The following is a 14,973-nucleotide window of genomic DNA, read 5'->3' as shown; positions in this document are numbered from 1 at the left end:
CCATTTGCCCTCAAGCGTACGACGCTCAGCGTTGTGTGCGCATATGCACCATGAAGCTGTCGTACGACAGTTCACCCACCTGCCACCACGGCAGCTGTGTGTCACGGAAGCCGGTGTAGGACTCCAGCGCCTGCTTGAATGTCGGGCTGTTCGCTGCGGTCTCGTCGTAGATGTCATGCGCTGCCTTGTAGAACCCCTCCATCATGGCCTGCGGGAACGGCTTGAGGACGGCGCCGTCGGCCACCATCCGATGCAGTGCCGGCGCGTTCACGGCATCGTAGCGCGCCAGCATCCAGTTGTTGGCGGCCTCGCAGGCGTTCTTGAGAATGTGCTGGTAGGCCTTCGGCAGCTTGTTCCATTGGTCGAGATTGACGACGAGGTGGTACATCACGCTGCCTTCCCACCAGCTTGGATAATAGTAGTACTTCGCGATCTTGTGGAACCCAAGCTTCTCGTCATCGTAGGGACCGACGAACTCGGTGCCGTCGATCGTACCTTTCTCCAGCGCCGGATAGACATCGGCCGCGGCGATCTGTTGGGGCAGGGCGCCGAACCGCGCCAGCACGTCGGCGCCGAAGCCGGCGAGGCGAAACCGCAGGCCCTTGAGATCCGCCATGGCGTTCAGCTCCTTGCGGAAGAAGCCGCCCATCTGCGTTCCTGAATTTCCCATCGGGAAGCCGACGATATTGAACTTCGCCAGCGCCGCCGTGATGATCTCGACGCCGCCGCCGAAGTGCCACCATGCGTGCTGCATCCGCGCATTGAGGCCGAACGGGACGCCGGCAGCGAAGGCCAATGCCGGCTCCTTGCCGCGGTAGAAATTGACCGGCGACTGGCCGCAATCGACGGCGCCGCTCTGCACGGCGTCCAGGACCATGCGGGCGGGCGCGATCTGATCGGCCGCGAAGGCCTGGATCTGAAACCGGTTGTCGGTGGCGTCGGCAACGTATCGGGCCAGTGTCTCCGACGTGCCGAAAATCGTGTCGAGCCCGCGCCCGAAGCTCGAGGCCAGCCGCCATTTCACTTCGGGCAGCGACTGCGCCACGGCCGGCGCCGCGATCGCGCCGGCCACCATACCCCCGGCAGCGGCCGCGAGGCCGCGCCGTCGCTTGATCGTCTTCATGGAATGCTCTTGCGCTGGAGAAGATCACATCACCGAAACACACCGTGGAAGCGGCCCAGGAACGATGCGAGCCGTTCGGATTTGGGATTCACCAGCAGGTCGCCGGGCGCGCCCTGCTCGGCCACGCGGCCGCCTTCCATGAACACCACGCGGCTGGCGACCTCGCGCACGAACAGCATTTCGTGGCTCACCACCAGCATGGTCATGCCGCTCTTGGCCAAGTCCTGCATCACGGCCAGCACCTCGGCCACCAGTTCGGGATCAAGCGCCGAGGTGACTTCATCGAACAGCACCAGCTTGGGCTCCATGGCCACGGCGCGGGCGATGGCGACGCGTTGCTGCTGGCCGCCCGACAGCTGGTAGGGATAGTGGTCACGTCGCTCCGACAGCCCGACGCGGTCGAGCCAGCGGCGCGCGATGTCAACTGCCTCGGCCTTCGGCCGGCCCTGCACCTTGATCAGGCCCAGGGTCACGTTCTGCTCGGCCGTCATGTGCGGGAACAGGTTGTAGCTCTGGAACACCATGCCGATTTTGGCCCGTTGGGCGCTGATCGCCGCCTCGCTCAGCCGGCGATGCGTGCCCTCGGCGTAACCGATACGCTCACCGCCGACCTGGATCTCGCCCTGGTGGAATTCCTCCAAGAGGTTGATGCAGCGTAGGAACGTGGTCTTGCCCGAGCCGGAGGCGCCGATGATCGCCACCACCTCGCCCTGCTGGACCTCGAGGTCGATGCCCTTCAGCACCTCGGTGGCGCCGAAGCGCTTGTGGACATCGATCGCGCGCAGGAGGGGCTGGGTCATGAAGGCTCAATAGTGGAAGTGGGCGGTGCGGCGCTCGATCAAGGCGCCGAGCTGGGAGATGATGAAGTTGAAGATGACGTAGAGCGCGCCGGCGGCGAAGTAGAACTGCAGCACCATGTAGTTGCGCGCGATGGTCTGCTGCGTCGCCAGCAGCAGCTCGACGACGCCGATGATGGAGAGCAAGGTCGTGCCCTTCACCATCTCCACCGCCGTGTTGACCCACGGCGGCAGCAGTCGGCGGATCGCCTGCGGCAGCAGCACGTAGCGCAGGCGTTGCCAGAAGCGCAGGCCGATGGCCTTGCCGGCCTCGGTCTGGCCGATCGGGATCGATTCGATGGCGCCGCGCACGGTTTCCGACATATGTGCGCCGCAGAAGCCGCCCAGCGCCACCACGCCGGCGGTGAACGGCGAGATCTGCACGCCCAACAGTGCCAGCCCATAGTAGCTGAACAGGATCAGCACCAGCACCGGGATACCGCGCACGGCGTCGACATAGCCGCGCAGCAGCAGGCGGACGGGCCAGGGCCCGAAGCTCAGCGCAATGCCACCCAGCACGCCGATGAACGAGCCGATGATGATGGTGTACGCCGACAGCCGCGCCGTGACGGCAAGCCCGGCCAGCAGGCCGTTGCGTGCCACCCAGACTTCGTAGAGGAAGGAGCCCTGCTCGAACATTGGGATCACCGGATCACGGCGTAGCGCCGCTCGACCCGGCGCAGCAGCCAGGCAATGGCGTAACAGGTGACGAGGTAGAGCGCGCTGGCGGTCAGCCACGACTCCATGACGCGAAACGTGTTGGCGTTGATCTGCCGGGTGACGAACGTCAGCTCGGGCAGCGCGATGGCGGCGGCCAGCGACGTGTCCTTGAACAGCGAGATCAGGTTGTTCGACAGCGACGGCAGCGTGATGCGGAACATCACCGGCAGCACGACGTAGACCTGCCGCTGTACTGGCCGTAGCCCGATGGCTTTCGCCGCCTCGACGTAGCGCGCCGGGATCGAGGCGAGGCCGGCACGGAACACCTCGCAGAGATAGGCGCCGGCATAGATCGAGAGCGTGATGATGAAGCTCGCGGTCTTGTCGAGGAAGAAGATGCCCAGCTCCGGCAGCCCGAAATAGACGAAGAAGATCAGCAGCAGGATGGGGCAGTTGCGGACGATCTCGACATAGGTCCACACGATCCCGCGCAACGGCGCGAACCGCGATTGGCGCCCGTAGGCGGCGAACAGCCCGATGACGGTGCCGATCGCCAACGACAAAGCCGCCAGCCAGAGCCCCAACCACAGGCCGGCCAGCATCTTGTCGAAGCTGCGGAAGATGACGTCAAAATTGAACTGGTAGGTCATCGGCGCAGAGTCTCCCCCACCGAAGGTGGGGAGGTGCCCGAAGGGCAGAGGTGGGCCTCACGTGGTCTCGATTACCAAGACCACGTCATCTCCCCTCGGCCCCTTGGGAGCACCTCCCCACGACATGGGAGGAGGATCAGACGAATTCCTGCGGGAAGCCGACCTTCGGTGTCGGTAATTCCAGGCCGAACCACTTCTTGTAGGAGGCGGCGAAGTAGTCGAAGTCGACGCCCATCATCGCTTCTTTGTAGACGGTGTTGACCCAGTTCAGCCAGATCGGATCGCCCGGCCGCACCGCCGAGGCGTACGAGTTGGGCATCCAGCCGTAGCCACCCTCGACATAGCGGTTGGGGAACTGCTGCATCAGCCAGCGGATCGCCGACTGGTCGCCCAGGTAGGCATCGATGCGCCGTGCGTTGAGCGCCTGCAGCGTGGTGTCCGGGCTGTCGAACTGGTCGACTCCCGCCTCGGGCAGCGCCTTGTGGACCCATTCCTCGATGAAGACGTTCTGCATGGCGCCGATCTTGGCCGACTTGCCGGCGGCCTTGACCTCCTGGAAGGTCTTGTACTTGCCGCCCGCCATCATCATCAGGCCGACGCCTTCGCGATAGTAGGGGATGGTGAACTCGACCTGCTGGGCGCGGCCCGGCGTGATCGTCATCCACTGCACCACGATGTCGACCTTGTTGGTGACCAGGCTCGGGATGCGCGCGTCGGAACCCTGGATGACGTACTCGACCTTCTCGTAGTCGTCGAACAGGTTCTTGGCCAGCAGTCGTGACAGGTCGATGTCCATGCCGACCAGCTTGCCGCTGCGGTCCTCGAAGTGCCATGGCGGGTTGGTGCTGCCGGTACCGACGATCAGCTTGCCGCGCTTGAGCACCTCCTGCAGCTTGCTCTTGGACGGATCGATGGTCTGCGCGAGCGCCGCGCGCGGCGCGGTGGCGACCGCGCCGACGGCGCCGACCGCCGCGACGACGCCGGCCGTCGCTGCCGATAGATGAAACATGTCGCGCCGCGTCGTTGCGGGCGATTGACCTTGTTTCTCGTCTTCGTTCATGAACTCCCCTCCCACAGGCAGTCGATTGTCGCGCGGCGATCCTTGCAGAAACCGCGCCGACGCGCAGGCAAAAATCATGCGAAGTTGCACGTGTGCGAACGAACTATGCGGATGATTTGCGAAGGGTGCGCTTCATGACGCGATATCGTGCAGTCCTGTTTGACCTCCTGACGGCCGTGCTCGATTCCTGGTCGTTATGGGACGCTGCTGCCGGCAGTAGCGAGATCGGTCGTCGCTGGCGTGCTGCCTATCTGCGTCGCACGTACGCCTGCGGGGCTTATCGTCCGTATGAAACGCTGGTCGCCGAAGCGGCGGCGGATGCGAACGTCGATCCGGGTGCCGTGGTGCAGCTTGAGCGGCACTGGACATCGCTGGTGCCGTGGTCCGGCGTACAGGACACGTTGACCACACTGCGGGCAACGCATCAGCTTGCGGTGGTCACCAACTGCTCAGAGCGCCTCGGGCATGTCGCTGCCGAGCAGGTGGGCGTGCCGTTCGATGTCGTGGTCACGGCCGAGCGCGCCGGCTTCTACAAGCCCGATCCGCGACCGTATCGGATGGCGCTGGATGAACTCGGCGTCGATGCCCGCGATGCGCTGTTCGTCGCCGGTTCCGGTTACGACCTGTTCGGCGCCGCCGCCGTTGGGCTCGACACCTATTGGCACAACCGCATCGGCCTGCCGGCGCCTCAGGGCGCACCGGCCGCGATGATCACGTCGCGCGCGATCGAGCCGTTGCTGACGGTGGTGCGGTTGTGAGGCGCTACAGACCTTTCAGGAAGTCCAGCAGCAGCGTGTTCACCGCCTCGGGCCGCTCGCCCTGGATCCAGTGGCCGGCGCCGTCGATGATGTGGCTGCCGCGCAGGCCGGGCAGCGTCTGCGGGTAGGCATCCAGCTGGGACTGTGATGCCGGAAAGCGCAGCACGCCATCGCGGCTGCCGGCGATGAACATCGAGGGCTGGCGGATCGGCACCCCGCGCCAGGGGCCGAACAGCGACCAGCTGCGCGTCAGGTTGCGATACCAGTTCAGGCCGCCGCGGAAGCCGGTGCGGGTGAACTGCGCCGTGTAGTAGTCAAGTTCGGCATCGCTGAGCCACGACGGCAGCGACGGCGGATCGACCGTGTTGTCGAGCAGGCCGCCGCCTTCGGGCAGCTGCGCGAAACCCTTGCCGCGCTCCTTCATCTCGCCGCTGGCGGTGTAGTAGATGCGCCGTAGCGCGGTGCGCACGTCGCGCTCGAGCTCGGCTTCGGCGACACCGGGCTTCTGGAAGTACTGGATGTAGAAGTTGGTGATGCCGATCTTGGCCAGCGCCGACAGCAGGTCGACATAGCCCGACGGCGCCCACGGCACGCTCATGCCGACGACGGCGCGAAAGACGTCGGGCCGCAGCATGGCACTGTTCCATGCCGCCGGTGCGCCCCAGTCGTGGCCGACGATCACCGCCTGCGTCTCGCCCAGCTGCTTCACCAGCTCGACCATGTCGCCCACGATATGCAAGATCGTGTAGTGCTCGATCTCGGCTGGCGCGTCGGTGCCACCATAGCCGCGCATGTCGGGCGCCACGCAGCGGAAGCCGGCGGCGCTCAAGTGCTTGATTTGGTGACGCCACGAATACCAGCTCTCCGGCCAGCCGTGGCAGAACAGCACCAGCGGTCCACTGCCGGCTTCGGCATAGCGCATGGTGATGCCGTTGGCGCTGACGGTCTTGAGCGTGATGCCCGGAACAGGTGAAGCAAGCAGTGTCACCGGTGGTTCCTCCCATTGTGGGTTCCACTCTAGCGCAAACGGCGCCATGCTGGCGTGGATTGGAATCGCACCAGCCGCAGCGCGGAAGCACGGGAGCAGGCCATGGACCTCGAACAACTGCGCGCCATCCAGGCGCCGCTCAAGGAGAAGTATCGACAGGCGCCCGACGCGGCGACCATTACGCTGCGCGCCAGCGGCAGTCTCGATTCGTCAAGCATCGCCTGCAAGGTCGATACCGGGCGGGCCCTGGTCGAGGCCGGCCTGCATCCGGCCACCGGCGGCGACGGCTCGCAGGCCTGTTCCGGCGACATGCTGCTGGAGGCGTTGGTGGCGTGCGCCGGTGTCACCCTGAAAGCGGTGGCCACATCGCTGGGCGTTGCCATCCGCCAGGGCACCGTGCGCGCCGAAGGCGATCTCGACTTCCGCGGCACGCTCGCCGTCGACAAGGCAGCCCCTGTTGGTTTCCGCGATATCCGGTTGTCGTTCGATCTCGACACCGATGCCACGGCCGAGCAGCTCACGACGCTCTACAAGCTCACCGAGCGCTACTGCGTGATCTACCAGACCCTGAAGAACCCGCCGTCGCTGGCGCTGACGGCATAAGAAACGGGCGCTCCGGTCACCCGGAGCGCCCGTCGGGGAGGCCGCCCGCTGGCCGTTGTGTGTTGTCAGCGGACGGTGTCGAACTCAGGAGTGTGATACGGCGCCCACCGTGCCGGGCTGTCCGCCGATGCGCTGCCGCGCCACGGCCACGATCTGGCGCCAGCGCATCGCCAGCACGGCGCCGACGAAGATCGACGCGATGGCCAGCAGCGAGCCGATCGACAGGGTCGAGACGCCGGTCAGGCCCTGGCCGATGGTGCAGCCGATCGACAGCACGCCGCCGACGCCCATCAGGGCACCGCCCACCAGATAGCGCCGCGTGTGGTTGGCGCCCTCGAAGCCTTCCAGGCGCGCCTCGCGCCGCAGCAGCGCGACCAGTGCCGCGCCGACCGGAATGCCCAGCACCCAGGCGATCGCGAAATCCATCGTGGCGCCGGTGTAGGTCAGTCCGTAGATCAAGGTCTGCGCCAGCGGACCTGTGACCGTGATGCTCTCGGCCGGTGTCGGGTTGAACTCGTCGACGGCGAGGATGCCAGTGACGGCAAATCCCGCCGGCACCAGCAAACCGATCAGCGCGCCGCCGATCAGGTGGCGCGGCGCCACGCGGCGGCGGAACACATAGGCCAGCGCCGGCAAGGTCAGCGCCGCGACGACCAGGCCGCGCGCCCAGTCCGACGAGGCGCCCCAGATCCTGGCCGGCAGCGCCGCCAGACTCTGGTCGGCCAGCCCCAGGGCCTTGAGTTCGACACCCGTGGCGCCGCTGAAGGCCTGGCGCGGCAGGGCGAAGAGCCCGCGCAAGGTAGCGTAGGCGGCGATCGCCAGCACCATCAGCGTGACCAGCGAACGCAGGTTGCCGCCGGCCGCCAGCACCAGCAGCCGTGCGCCGCAGCCGCCCGCCAGCACCATGCCGACGCCGAACGCAAGACCGCCCAGGACCACGCCGCCCAGCGGCAGCAGCGACGGCATGTATAGCGCCTTGCTCAGGTCGAGCAGCCCCAGCGCGACCAGCGCCTGGGTGCCGAGGACGGCGACGGCGGCCGCCAGCAGGTAGCCGCGCAGGCGGGGCGCGTCAGGCGTTGCGATCATGTCCTCGACCGCACCGCGCACGCAGAACGCCGACCATCGGGCGATGGCGCCGAAAGCCACGCCGATGGCAAGGCCACCGAGCAAAAGGATGGTTCTGGGGTCGAGATCGGCCACGGTCGCGCTCAATTTTTATCTCGCGAACTGTAAAATAGAGAATTTACCGAATTTCGCGAGAGATTTTTGTTAATATAACATATTATTTTTGTGTTATTGGGGCGACAGAGCGCTGGCGTGCGAATGGCAGGGCCACCACGCCGGCGATGGTGAAGGCCGCCAGCATGGCCCAGGCTTCGTTGGCAGCCGTCACGAAACCCGCCCGCTCGATCAGCGGCTGCACCATGTTCATGGCAGTGCCCGGCATGGCTGGCAGTCCGATGCTGTGGGCGGTCTCGAGATCGCCCGCGGCCAGACGGGCCAGTATTCGCTCGGCATGGACGGGCGCCCGGCCGTAGAGCACCGTGTCGATCAGGGCCAGGCCGATGGCGCCGCCCAGGTTGCGCATCAGGTTAAACAGCCCACTGGCGTCGGGCACCCGTGCCGGCGGCAGATGGCCGAGCGCCAGGCGGGTTGGCGGCAGCAGGCACAGCATGATGGCGCTGCCGCGCACGACCTGGGGCCAGAACATCTCGTCGAAGTCGGTTTCCCAGGTCTGGAAGCAGCTCATGCCAAGCCCCACGGCAAACAGGGTGAAGCCCGCCGCGGTCAGCCACCGCGCGTCGATGCGCCGCTCCAGCGCGACAGCCAAGGGTGCGGTCAGCAATTGCAGGATGCCGGTCACCAGCATGATTTCGCCGATGCGCAGCGGACCGTGCTGGCGCACGAAACCGAGAAAGACCGGCATCAGGTAGACCGAGCCGTAGAGCCCCACCCCCAGCATGAAGCTGAGCCAGCAGCCGATGGCGAAATCGCGATCAGCCAGCGCGCGCAGGTCAACCACCGGACGGTGACTCCGCAGTGTGCGGCGTACGAACGACGTGCCCGTCGCAGCGAACAGCAGCAACAGGCCCAGCACCAGCGGCGACGTCCAGCCGCGTGACGGCGCTTCCTTGAGGGCGATCTCCAGGGTGCCGAGCGCCACGGCCATCAGGATCAGCGACACCCCATCCAGCGTGCGGACATGGTCGCGATCGACGCGCTGCCGTGGCAGCAGGGTGCCGCCCACCAGCGTGGCGATCACGCCGGGCACGACGTTGATCAGGAACAGCCAGTGCCAGGAATAAGTCTCGGTGATCCAACCGCCGACGACCGGACCCAGTGTCGGCGCCAGGACCGCGATCACGCCGGCGATGGTCGTCGCCAGCGCCTGGCCGCGGGCCGGAAACAGCAGGAACACGGCGGAGAACACGGCCGGGATCAGCGTGCCGCCGGCGAAGCCTTGCACGACCCGCCACGCCACCAGGGCACCGAAGCCGGTGCTGGCGGCACAGCCCACGGACGCCAAGGTGAAGATCGTTACGGCGACCACGAAAAGGCCGCGCATGCCCAGCACGCGCGTCAGCCAGCCGGTCAGCGGGATCGCGATCACCTCGGCGATCAGGTACGAGGTCTGGATCCAGCTCATCTGGTCGGGCGCGATCGTCAGCGCCGACTGGATATTGGGCAGCGACGTGGCGACGACCTGGATGTCGAGGATCGCCATGAACATGCCCAGGCACATCGCGGCGAAGCCGGCCCACAGCATCCAGGGCGACGGCGGATGGCTCTCGGTGCGCGGCGATGTCATCGCATCAAAGCCATCTCATGCAGGAACAAGGTCATCACCGGGCGCGGCCGGCTGATAACGAACCCCGCGGTGGGCCTGCTATTCCGGCATCATAGGTCGTTGACGCCGAGAAAGGCGCGCACCTCGGCGACGAATCGCTGCCATGCCGGTTCGGTCTCCAGCAGGATATGGTTGCGGCCATCGAGCGGCAGGAAGCGTGCCTGCGGTATCGTCGCGGCGAACAGCCGGCCTTCGGAGAAGGGCGCGACGTTGTCGTCGCGGCAATGCAGGACCAAGGTCGGTGTACGCACCTGCGAGAGCAGGGGGCGGACATCGATCGTGCCGAAAGCGTCGTTGAGTCGCACGGCATTGCGCGGCGATATCGACATGCGTTGCAGATCGTTGAACCACTGCACTTGTTCGGCGCTGCCCTCGGGAATGAAAAGCGACGTGAACACTTGTCGGAATGCCGGATTGTCCTGGCCCCAGCCCAGCTCCATCAGCACGCCCATCGCCTGCCGGCGCGCGACGTCCTCGGGCGCCCGCAGCGCCCAGCCCTGCGTATAGCCGCCGTACAGCACCAGCTTGCTGACGCGTTCGGGGTGCTTGACCGCGTAGGCGATGGCAATGGCGCAGCCTTGCGAGACACCGACGATGGGAAAGCGCTCCAGGCCCGCGGCGTCGACGACGGCCTCCAGGTCGCGCAGGAAGGCGTCGAACGTCAGGTTCGGTACGTCCCAGTCGGAGAGGCCGTTGGCGCGCTCGTCGTAGCGGACCAGGCGGTGATGGCTCGCCAGCTCGCGAATCCAGTGCCGCCAGACCGGGCTCTCCCAGTCGTATTCCAGATGGGTCATCCAGTTGGCCGGCTTGACCAGCGGCGGCCCCTGGCCGGCGGTGGCGTAGGCGATGCGCACGCCGTCGTCGGCCACGCAGAAACGAATTTCCTGATAGACCGATGATGTCGGCGGTGCCGGCGCGGGAGCCTCGGGTACCGGAACCGCGGTGGCCGGCCGCGGCGGCGCCACGACACCACCCACGTCACGCCAGGTCTGCAGCAGGGAGTCCTTGGGGCCGCCCACCGGCTTCAGGGCAAGGGCCGCCGTCTCATACTGCTCGCGGGCTTCCTGCTGACGGCCGGCGGAGACTAGAAGCCGGATCAGCCGACTCCAGGCCTGTTCGTCCTGCGGATCGATCTGAACCAGCGTGCGGGCATGCGGCAGTGCGCTTTCGACGTCGTCCGCCAGGCGGGCGACAAGCGCTGCCAGGATGCGCGCATGCAGCGCGCGGGCATCTTCGCGCTGAGCCACGACCCATGACCGGAACTCGTGACACTCGGGCAGATCGAGGCCCTCGAGGAACGCGCCGCGAAAGGCTGCGGCGGCGTCCTTCAACTGCGCCACGGACGCCGCGTCGATGTCGTCCAGGCTGGCGCGCAGCGCCAGCAGGTCCACGGTGGTGCCGTCGGCATTGAACTGGATGACGGCACGGTCGGCATGAATGATCGACGATTCGGAATCGCGCACCAGCGCGCGAATTCGGCTCAAGCTCCACCGTAAGGCACCACGCGGATCGTCGGGTACGTTCCACAGCAGCTCGCACAGGCGCTCCCGGCGGTGCGCCCGCCCGGTCACGGCGAGGTATGCCAGCAGGGCCCGGGTCTTGCGCGAGCGCGGCAGATCCAGCCGCTCGGACCCCCGCAGCACTTCCATTTCGCCCAACAACCGAATGGTCAGCATACCCGCTCCACGCGCCCGGCACGCGATCGTTCGTCATACTGCGGTCAGTAACACGCAACCGGTCTAACGGTTCTTCACACGGCTGTCGACCGGCGGGCGGACCGGACGGTGGCATCCGCCGGGATCTTCGTGCGTTCATCCATGGCAGCGGAAGAAATGAAACCGCCTAGTGTTCACCGCTTGAAACAAGTCGTCGAGCCGCTGGTAACCGGCTGGAAACATCCATGCCGACAACGTGAACATCGGACATCGAATGCCGAGCCTTACACTGTAGTCACAGGCCAAGGATCCCATGACCGCCATCGCTCGCCTGCTGTCACTTGCCACTGCGGCACCCGCGCATGCCGTGCCTCAACGCGACCTGATGCAGGCTGCCGGTCGCTACTTCGGTGCCAACGGCGTTGACGTGGATCGCCTGCTGCCGGCGTTTTTGCACGCCGGTATCGACAACCGCCATCTGTGTGAGCCGCTCGATTGGTATCAGCGACCGATCGGCTGGAAGACGCGCAATGATGCCTTCCTGCGGCACGCGCCGGCACTGCTCGCGGACGCCGCCCGGCGTGCCGTTGCCGACGCCGGCCTGAGCTTTGGCGACATCGACCAGATCGTTACCGTCTGCTCGACCGGCGTTGCCACGCCCAGTCTCGACGCCCTGCTGATGGAACGCCTGCCGTTTCGCGAAACAGTCGGAAGGCTGCCGATTTTCGGTTTGGGCTGCGCCGGCGGTGTGACGGGGCTGGGCGCGGCGGCCAGGCTGGCGCGCGCCGAGCCGGGCACCAACGTCCTGTTCCTGGTCGTCGAGCTGTGCACGCTGACCTTCCGCAGCGGTGATCGGCGCAAGGCCAACATCATTGCCACGGCGCTGTTTGGCGATGGCGCCGCGGCGGCCGTCGTGCGCGCCCAGACGATCGCCAACGATAATCCGGCGATACTCCACGCGGGCGAACGGCGGTGGCCCGGAACGCTCGACGTGATGGGCTGGGACGTGGCCGAGGATGGTCTCACGGTCCTGTTCTCGCGCGATATCCCGGCATTGGTACGCGACAAGGTGCGGCCGGCGGCGTGCGACTACCTGGCCCGGCACGGCCTTGGCCTTGCCGACATCGACGGCTTCATCGCCCATCCCGGCGGCGCCAAGGTGATCGACGCCCTGGAAGAAGTATTCGGGTTGCAGACCGGCGGCATGGTCGATGCCCGCGCCGTGCTGCGCGACTACGGCAACATGTCGGCGGCGACGGTGATGTTCGTGCTCGACCGCATGCTGCGACGCGGCCTGCGCGGCCGCAATCTGATGTCGGCATTGGGACCGGGCTTCACCGGTTCGTTCCTCACGCTTGAGGCCGCGTGAGGCTGGTCGGCCGTCGACTTTCGGCTGTTTGGGTGAAGGAGGCATACGTGCAGCATTCCATGAGACGATTCACTGCCGTGGCGATGATGGCCGCCGCGTTGTCGGTATTGGTCGCGGCGCCGGCCGCGCTCGCCATGAGCGGCGGATCGGACACGCCGTCACGACGCTCCAACCCGGACTTCGACAATGCCAAGGCGGCCATCGCCCACAAGCAGTACGCCAATGCCAAAGGCTGGCTGCAGCGCGTGATCGCCGCCGAGCCCAGCAACCCGGAAGCCTTCAACCTGATGGGCTATGCCACCCGCAAATCGGGTGATCCCGCGGGTTCGCTGCAGTTCTACCAAAAGGCGTTGTCACTCGATCCCAAGCACCTGGGGGCGCACGAGTATATCGGCGAGGCGTACCTGATGCTGGATCAGCCGCAGCGCGCCGAGGAGCACCTGGGCCGGCTCGGCCAACTCTGCACCTTCGGCTGCAAGGAGGAGCGAACGCTGAAGGCGGCGATCGCCAACTACAAGAAGGGCATCAAGCCGCAAGCCAGCCGATAGAGTTCATGGACATATGACGCCGTTTCTCTGGTTGCTCGCATTCGTGGTAGTCCAGCGCTTGGCTGAGCTTGCGCTGGCACGCCACAACACGCGGCGTCTGCTGGCGCAGGGCGGTCGCGAGATCGGTGCCCGCCACTATCCGCTGTTCATCCTGCTGCACGGCTCCTGGCTGCTCGCCCTGGCTGTCATCGTGCCATGGTCGACGCCGCCATCCTGGACGCTCGTCGCGATCTTTCTCGTGCTGCAGGCGCTGCGGGTCTGGGTCGTGGCCAGTCTCGGCCGGTTCTGGACGACACGCATCATCACCGTCGAGGACGCGCCTCTGATCCGGCGTGGTCCCTACCGGCTGCTGCGCCATCCCAATTACTGGATCGTCGTCGGCGAGATCGCCGTGCTGCCGCTGGCATTCGGCGCCTGGCACATCGCGCTCGTCTGGTCGGCGCTGAATGCACTGCTGCTGTGGCATCGCATTCGGATCGAAAACGCCGCGCTGGCGCGGCGCCCGCGCGAGGGCTACAGCGCCTCGCCCTTGATCAGGCGTGGCAGATCGCCGATCAACCCCATGGCGTGACGCATGAAGAAGCGTCGTAGTGGCGGCATGCGGTTCACCGCCGCCAGCCCGACGTCGCGAACCAGGCGCAGCGGCAGCACATCGTTGGAGAACAGCCGGTTGAGCCCGTCGGTGGCGCCGATCATGGCGAGGCCGTCAACCCGGCGCCAGCGCTCGTAGTCGGCCAGCACCGAGGCATGGCCGACGTCCAGGCCCAGGCGATGGGCATCGACCACGATCTCGGCCAGCGCCGCGACGTCGCGCAGGCCCAGGTTCCAGCCCTGTCCGGCGATGGGGTGAATGCCATGTGCGGCATCGCCGACCAGCGCCAGGCGCGGTGCCACCAGCCGCTCGGCGGTCTGGACTGACAGCGGATAGGAAAAACGCGGCCCCACCGCCTTCACCGCGCCAAGGTGTTCGCCGAACCGGCGGGCGAACTCGTTCTGGAACGCCGCCTCGGACAGGCGCAGCAACGCCGGAACCAGTTCAGCGCGCTCCGTCCACACGATCGACGACCGGTGGGCGCCGGTCGCCGGATCGTCCGTCATGGGCAGGATGGCGAAGGGCCCCGCCGGCAGGAATTTCTCCTGCGCCACGCCGCGGTGGGGCAGCGCGTGTTCGGCCGTGACGACGATCGCCGTCTGTCCGTAGCCGGCTCGGTGCAAGCGGATTCCCGCCTGCTCGCGCAGCATGCCGCCGCGACCTTCGGCCGAGACCAGCAGGGCGGCATTGATCGCCCGTCCATCGGCCAGCACAACCCGGGCCTCGTTGTCGCTGCGCTCGGCGCCGGAGAGCTCGGCCGGCGCCAGCAGGCTGACGGCGGGAAGTTCCTCCAGGCGTCGGAACAGGGCCGCCCGGATATGGCGGTTCTCGACGATATGGCCCATGGGCGCCACCGCCTCGCCGGGTCGGGCGGCCTGGCGATGATCGAAATGCAGGTGCAACGGCGACACCGGCGCCGGACCACCCGTGGGATCGAGGCGGCCGTCGGAGATCCGGATGTCGAGGATGGGCTGGGCGTGGTGTCCCAGGAAGCGCCAGACGCCGATCGTCTCTAGCGCCCGCTGCGAGCCATGGGCGATGGCGGTGGTCCGGCCATCGAAGGTCGGGGCCACCTGGGATGAACCCGTCAGCCGGTCGATCACAGCCACGCGCACACCGGCCGATCCCAGCGCCGCCGCCAGCGTCGCGCCGATCAGGCCGGCACCGACCACCACGACGTCCGCCGCCTGTTCCTCGGTGCCGTTGTTTGCCGTCAAAGGTGCTGTTCCCGGTGCATGGGTCCCCTAGGTGCCCTTTTTTCCGACAGGCGCCAAGCTCGCCGA

Annotated in this window: 15 protein-coding genes; 5 read left to right on the top strand and 10 right to left on the bottom strand. The window is 66.8% G+C overall.

Annotation, left to right across the window (positions count from 1 at the left end):
- Positions 1–25 precede the first annotated feature (25 nt).
- The 5 genes from FQU96_RS30180 to FQU96_RS30160 all read right to left on the bottom strand — a co-directional run bounded on the left by FQU96_RS30180 (position 26) and on the right by FQU96_RS30160 (position 4,278).
- The gene (locus tag FQU96_RS30180; RefSeq protein ID WP_370461485.1) at positions 26–1,114 is read right to left on the bottom strand and encodes a TRAP transporter substrate-binding protein; all 1,089 of its coding nucleotides are present in this window, start codon (positions 1,112–1,114) and stop codon (positions 26–28) included.
- Positions 1,115–1,152: 38 nt separating this feature from the next.
- Entirely contained in the window at positions 1,153–1,923 is a 771-nt protein-coding gene (locus tag FQU96_RS30175; RefSeq protein WP_146545101.1) for an amino acid ABC transporter ATP-binding protein, read from the bottom strand.
- A 6-nt stretch (positions 1,924–1,929) separates the two neighbouring features.
- Positions 1,930–2,598 (bottom strand): amino acid ABC transporter permease, encoded by a 669-nt coding sequence (locus FQU96_RS30170; protein ID WP_146545100.1) that lies wholly within the window; start codon positions 2,596–2,598, stop codon positions 1,930–1,932.
- A gap of 5 nt (positions 2,599–2,603) precedes the next feature.
- Positions 2,604–3,269, bottom strand: coding sequence for an amino acid ABC transporter permease (locus FQU96_RS30165; protein WP_146545099.1), 666 nt, complete (start codon positions 3,267–3,269; stop codon positions 2,604–2,606).
- 136 nt (positions 3,270–3,405) lie between these two features.
- Positions 3,406–4,278, bottom strand: a complete 873-nt coding sequence (locus FQU96_RS30160) for a transporter substrate-binding domain-containing protein (protein ID WP_146545215.1) — start codon at positions 4,276–4,278, stop codon at positions 3,406–3,408.
- A gap of 185 nt (positions 4,279–4,463) precedes the next feature.
- Here FQU96_RS30160 and FQU96_RS30155 point away from each other — a divergent pair, with 185 nt between their 5' ends.
- The gene (locus tag FQU96_RS30155; RefSeq protein ID WP_146545098.1) at positions 4,464–5,087 is read left to right on the top strand and encodes an HAD-IA family hydrolase; all 624 of its coding nucleotides are present in this window, start codon (positions 4,464–4,466) and stop codon (positions 5,085–5,087) included.
- A gap of 4 nt (positions 5,088–5,091) precedes the next feature.
- Here FQU96_RS30155 and FQU96_RS30150 read toward each other — a convergent pair whose 3' ends face one another.
- A complete protein-coding gene (locus tag FQU96_RS30150; protein ID WP_255468630.1) occupies positions 5,092–6,075 on the bottom strand; it encodes an alpha/beta fold hydrolase in 984 nt (327 codons plus the stop codon).
- A 102-nt stretch (positions 6,076–6,177) separates the two neighbouring features.
- Between FQU96_RS30150 and FQU96_RS30145 the strand changes: the two genes are divergently transcribed.
- A complete protein-coding gene (locus FQU96_RS30145) occupies positions 6,178–6,678 on the top strand; it encodes an OsmC family protein (RefSeq protein ID WP_146545096.1) in 501 nt (166 codons plus the stop codon).
- Between the two features lie 84 nt (positions 6,679–6,762).
- Here the strand turns inward: FQU96_RS30145 and FQU96_RS30140 are convergent, their stop codons facing one another.
- The 3 genes from FQU96_RS30140 to FQU96_RS30130 form a co-directional block, all read right to left on the bottom strand.
- Positions 6,763–7,890: a YeeE/YedE family protein gene (locus tag FQU96_RS30140; protein ID WP_146545095.1), complete on the bottom strand. Its 1,128-nt coding sequence runs from the start codon at positions 7,888–7,890 to the stop codon at positions 6,763–6,765.
- Positions 7,891–7,960: 70 nt separating this feature from the next.
- Positions 7,961–9,487, bottom strand: a complete 1,527-nt coding sequence (locus FQU96_RS30135; protein ID WP_146545094.1) for a DHA2 family efflux MFS transporter permease subunit — start codon at positions 9,485–9,487, stop codon at positions 7,961–7,963.
- Between the two features lie 89 nt (positions 9,488–9,576).
- A complete protein-coding gene (locus tag FQU96_RS30130) occupies positions 9,577–11,202 on the bottom strand; it encodes an alpha/beta hydrolase (protein WP_146545093.1) in 1,626 nt (541 codons plus the stop codon).
- Positions 11,203–11,494: 292 nt separating this feature from the next.
- On the opposite strand from FQU96_RS30130, the gene FQU96_RS30125 reads away from it, so the two are divergent.
- The 3 genes from FQU96_RS30125 to FQU96_RS30115 are packed head-to-tail and all read left to right on the top strand — an operon-like array spanning position 11,495 to position 13,669.
- Entirely contained in the window at positions 11,495–12,550 is a 1,056-nt protein-coding gene (locus tag FQU96_RS30125; protein WP_146545092.1) for a type III polyketide synthase, read from the top strand.
- 59 nt (positions 12,551–12,609) lie between these two features.
- A complete protein-coding gene (locus FQU96_RS30120; RefSeq protein WP_146545091.1) occupies positions 12,610–13,098 on the top strand; it encodes a M48 family metallopeptidase in 489 nt (162 codons plus the stop codon).
- Positions 13,099–13,111: 13 nt separating this feature from the next.
- Complete coding sequence (locus FQU96_RS30115) at positions 13,112–13,669, top strand: isoprenylcysteine carboxyl methyltransferase family protein (RefSeq protein ID WP_146545090.1); 558 nt, start codon at positions 13,112–13,114, stop codon at positions 13,667–13,669.
- Here the strand turns inward: FQU96_RS30115 and FQU96_RS30110 are convergent.
- Entirely contained in the window at positions 13,612–14,907 is a 1,296-nt protein-coding gene (locus FQU96_RS30110) for a UbiH/UbiF/VisC/COQ6 family ubiquinone biosynthesis hydroxylase (RefSeq protein ID WP_146545089.1), read from the bottom strand. The two genes, FQU96_RS30115 and FQU96_RS30110, sit on opposite strands and share 58 nt — an antisense overlap.
- Positions 14,908–14,973: the final 66 nt, after the last annotated feature.

The sequence above is a fragment of the Reyranella sp. CPCC 100927 genome, assembly GCF_007859315.1.
GTDB lineage: Bacteria > Pseudomonadota > Alphaproteobacteria > Reyranellales > Reyranellaceae > Vineibacter.
Note: the sequence above shows the minus strand (reverse complement) of the source record. Positions and strands in the feature narration are given on the sequence as shown.

What these genes read in the sequence shown, in the direction of transcription:
- FQU96_RS30175 (WP_146545101.1), bottom strand. Translation starts at nt 1,923, where the DNA reads ATGACCCAGCCCCTCCTGCGCGCGATCGATGTCCACAAGCGCTTCGGC.
- FQU96_RS30115 (WP_146545090.1), top strand. Translation starts at nt 13,112, where the DNA reads ATGACGCCGTTTCTCTGGTTGCTCGCATTCGTGGTAGTCCAGCGCTTG.
- FQU96_RS30170 (WP_146545100.1), bottom strand. Translation starts at nt 2,598, where the DNA reads ATGTTCGAGCAGGGCTCCTTCCTCTACGAAGTCTGGGTGGCACGCAAC.
- FQU96_RS30155 (WP_146545098.1), top strand. Translation starts at nt 4,464, where the DNA reads ATGACGCGATATCGTGCAGTCCTGTTTGACCTCCTGACGGCCGTGCTC.
- FQU96_RS30160 (WP_146545215.1), bottom strand. Translation starts at nt 4,278, where the DNA reads ATGTTTCATCTATCGGCAGCGACGGCCGGCGTCGTCGCGGCGGTCGGC.
- FQU96_RS30165 (WP_146545099.1), bottom strand. Translation starts at nt 3,269, where the DNA reads ATGACCTACCAGTTCAATTTTGACGTCATCTTCCGCAGCTTCGACAAG.
- FQU96_RS30125 (WP_146545092.1), top strand. Translation starts at nt 11,495, where the DNA reads ATGACCGCCATCGCTCGCCTGCTGTCACTTGCCACTGCGGCACCCGCG.
- FQU96_RS30135 (WP_146545094.1), bottom strand. Translation starts at nt 9,487, where the DNA reads ATGACATCGCCGCGCACCGAGAGCCATCCGCCGTCGCCCTGGATGCTG.
- FQU96_RS30145 (WP_146545096.1), top strand. Translation starts at nt 6,178, where the DNA reads ATGGACCTCGAACAACTGCGCGCCATCCAGGCGCCGCTCAAGGAGAAG.
- FQU96_RS30130 (WP_146545093.1), bottom strand. Translation starts at nt 11,202, where the DNA reads ATGCTGACCATTCGGTTGTTGGGCGAAATGGAAGTGCTGCGGGGGTCC.
- FQU96_RS30120 (WP_146545091.1), top strand. Translation starts at nt 12,610, where the DNA reads ATGAGACGATTCACTGCCGTGGCGATGATGGCCGCCGCGTTGTCGGTA.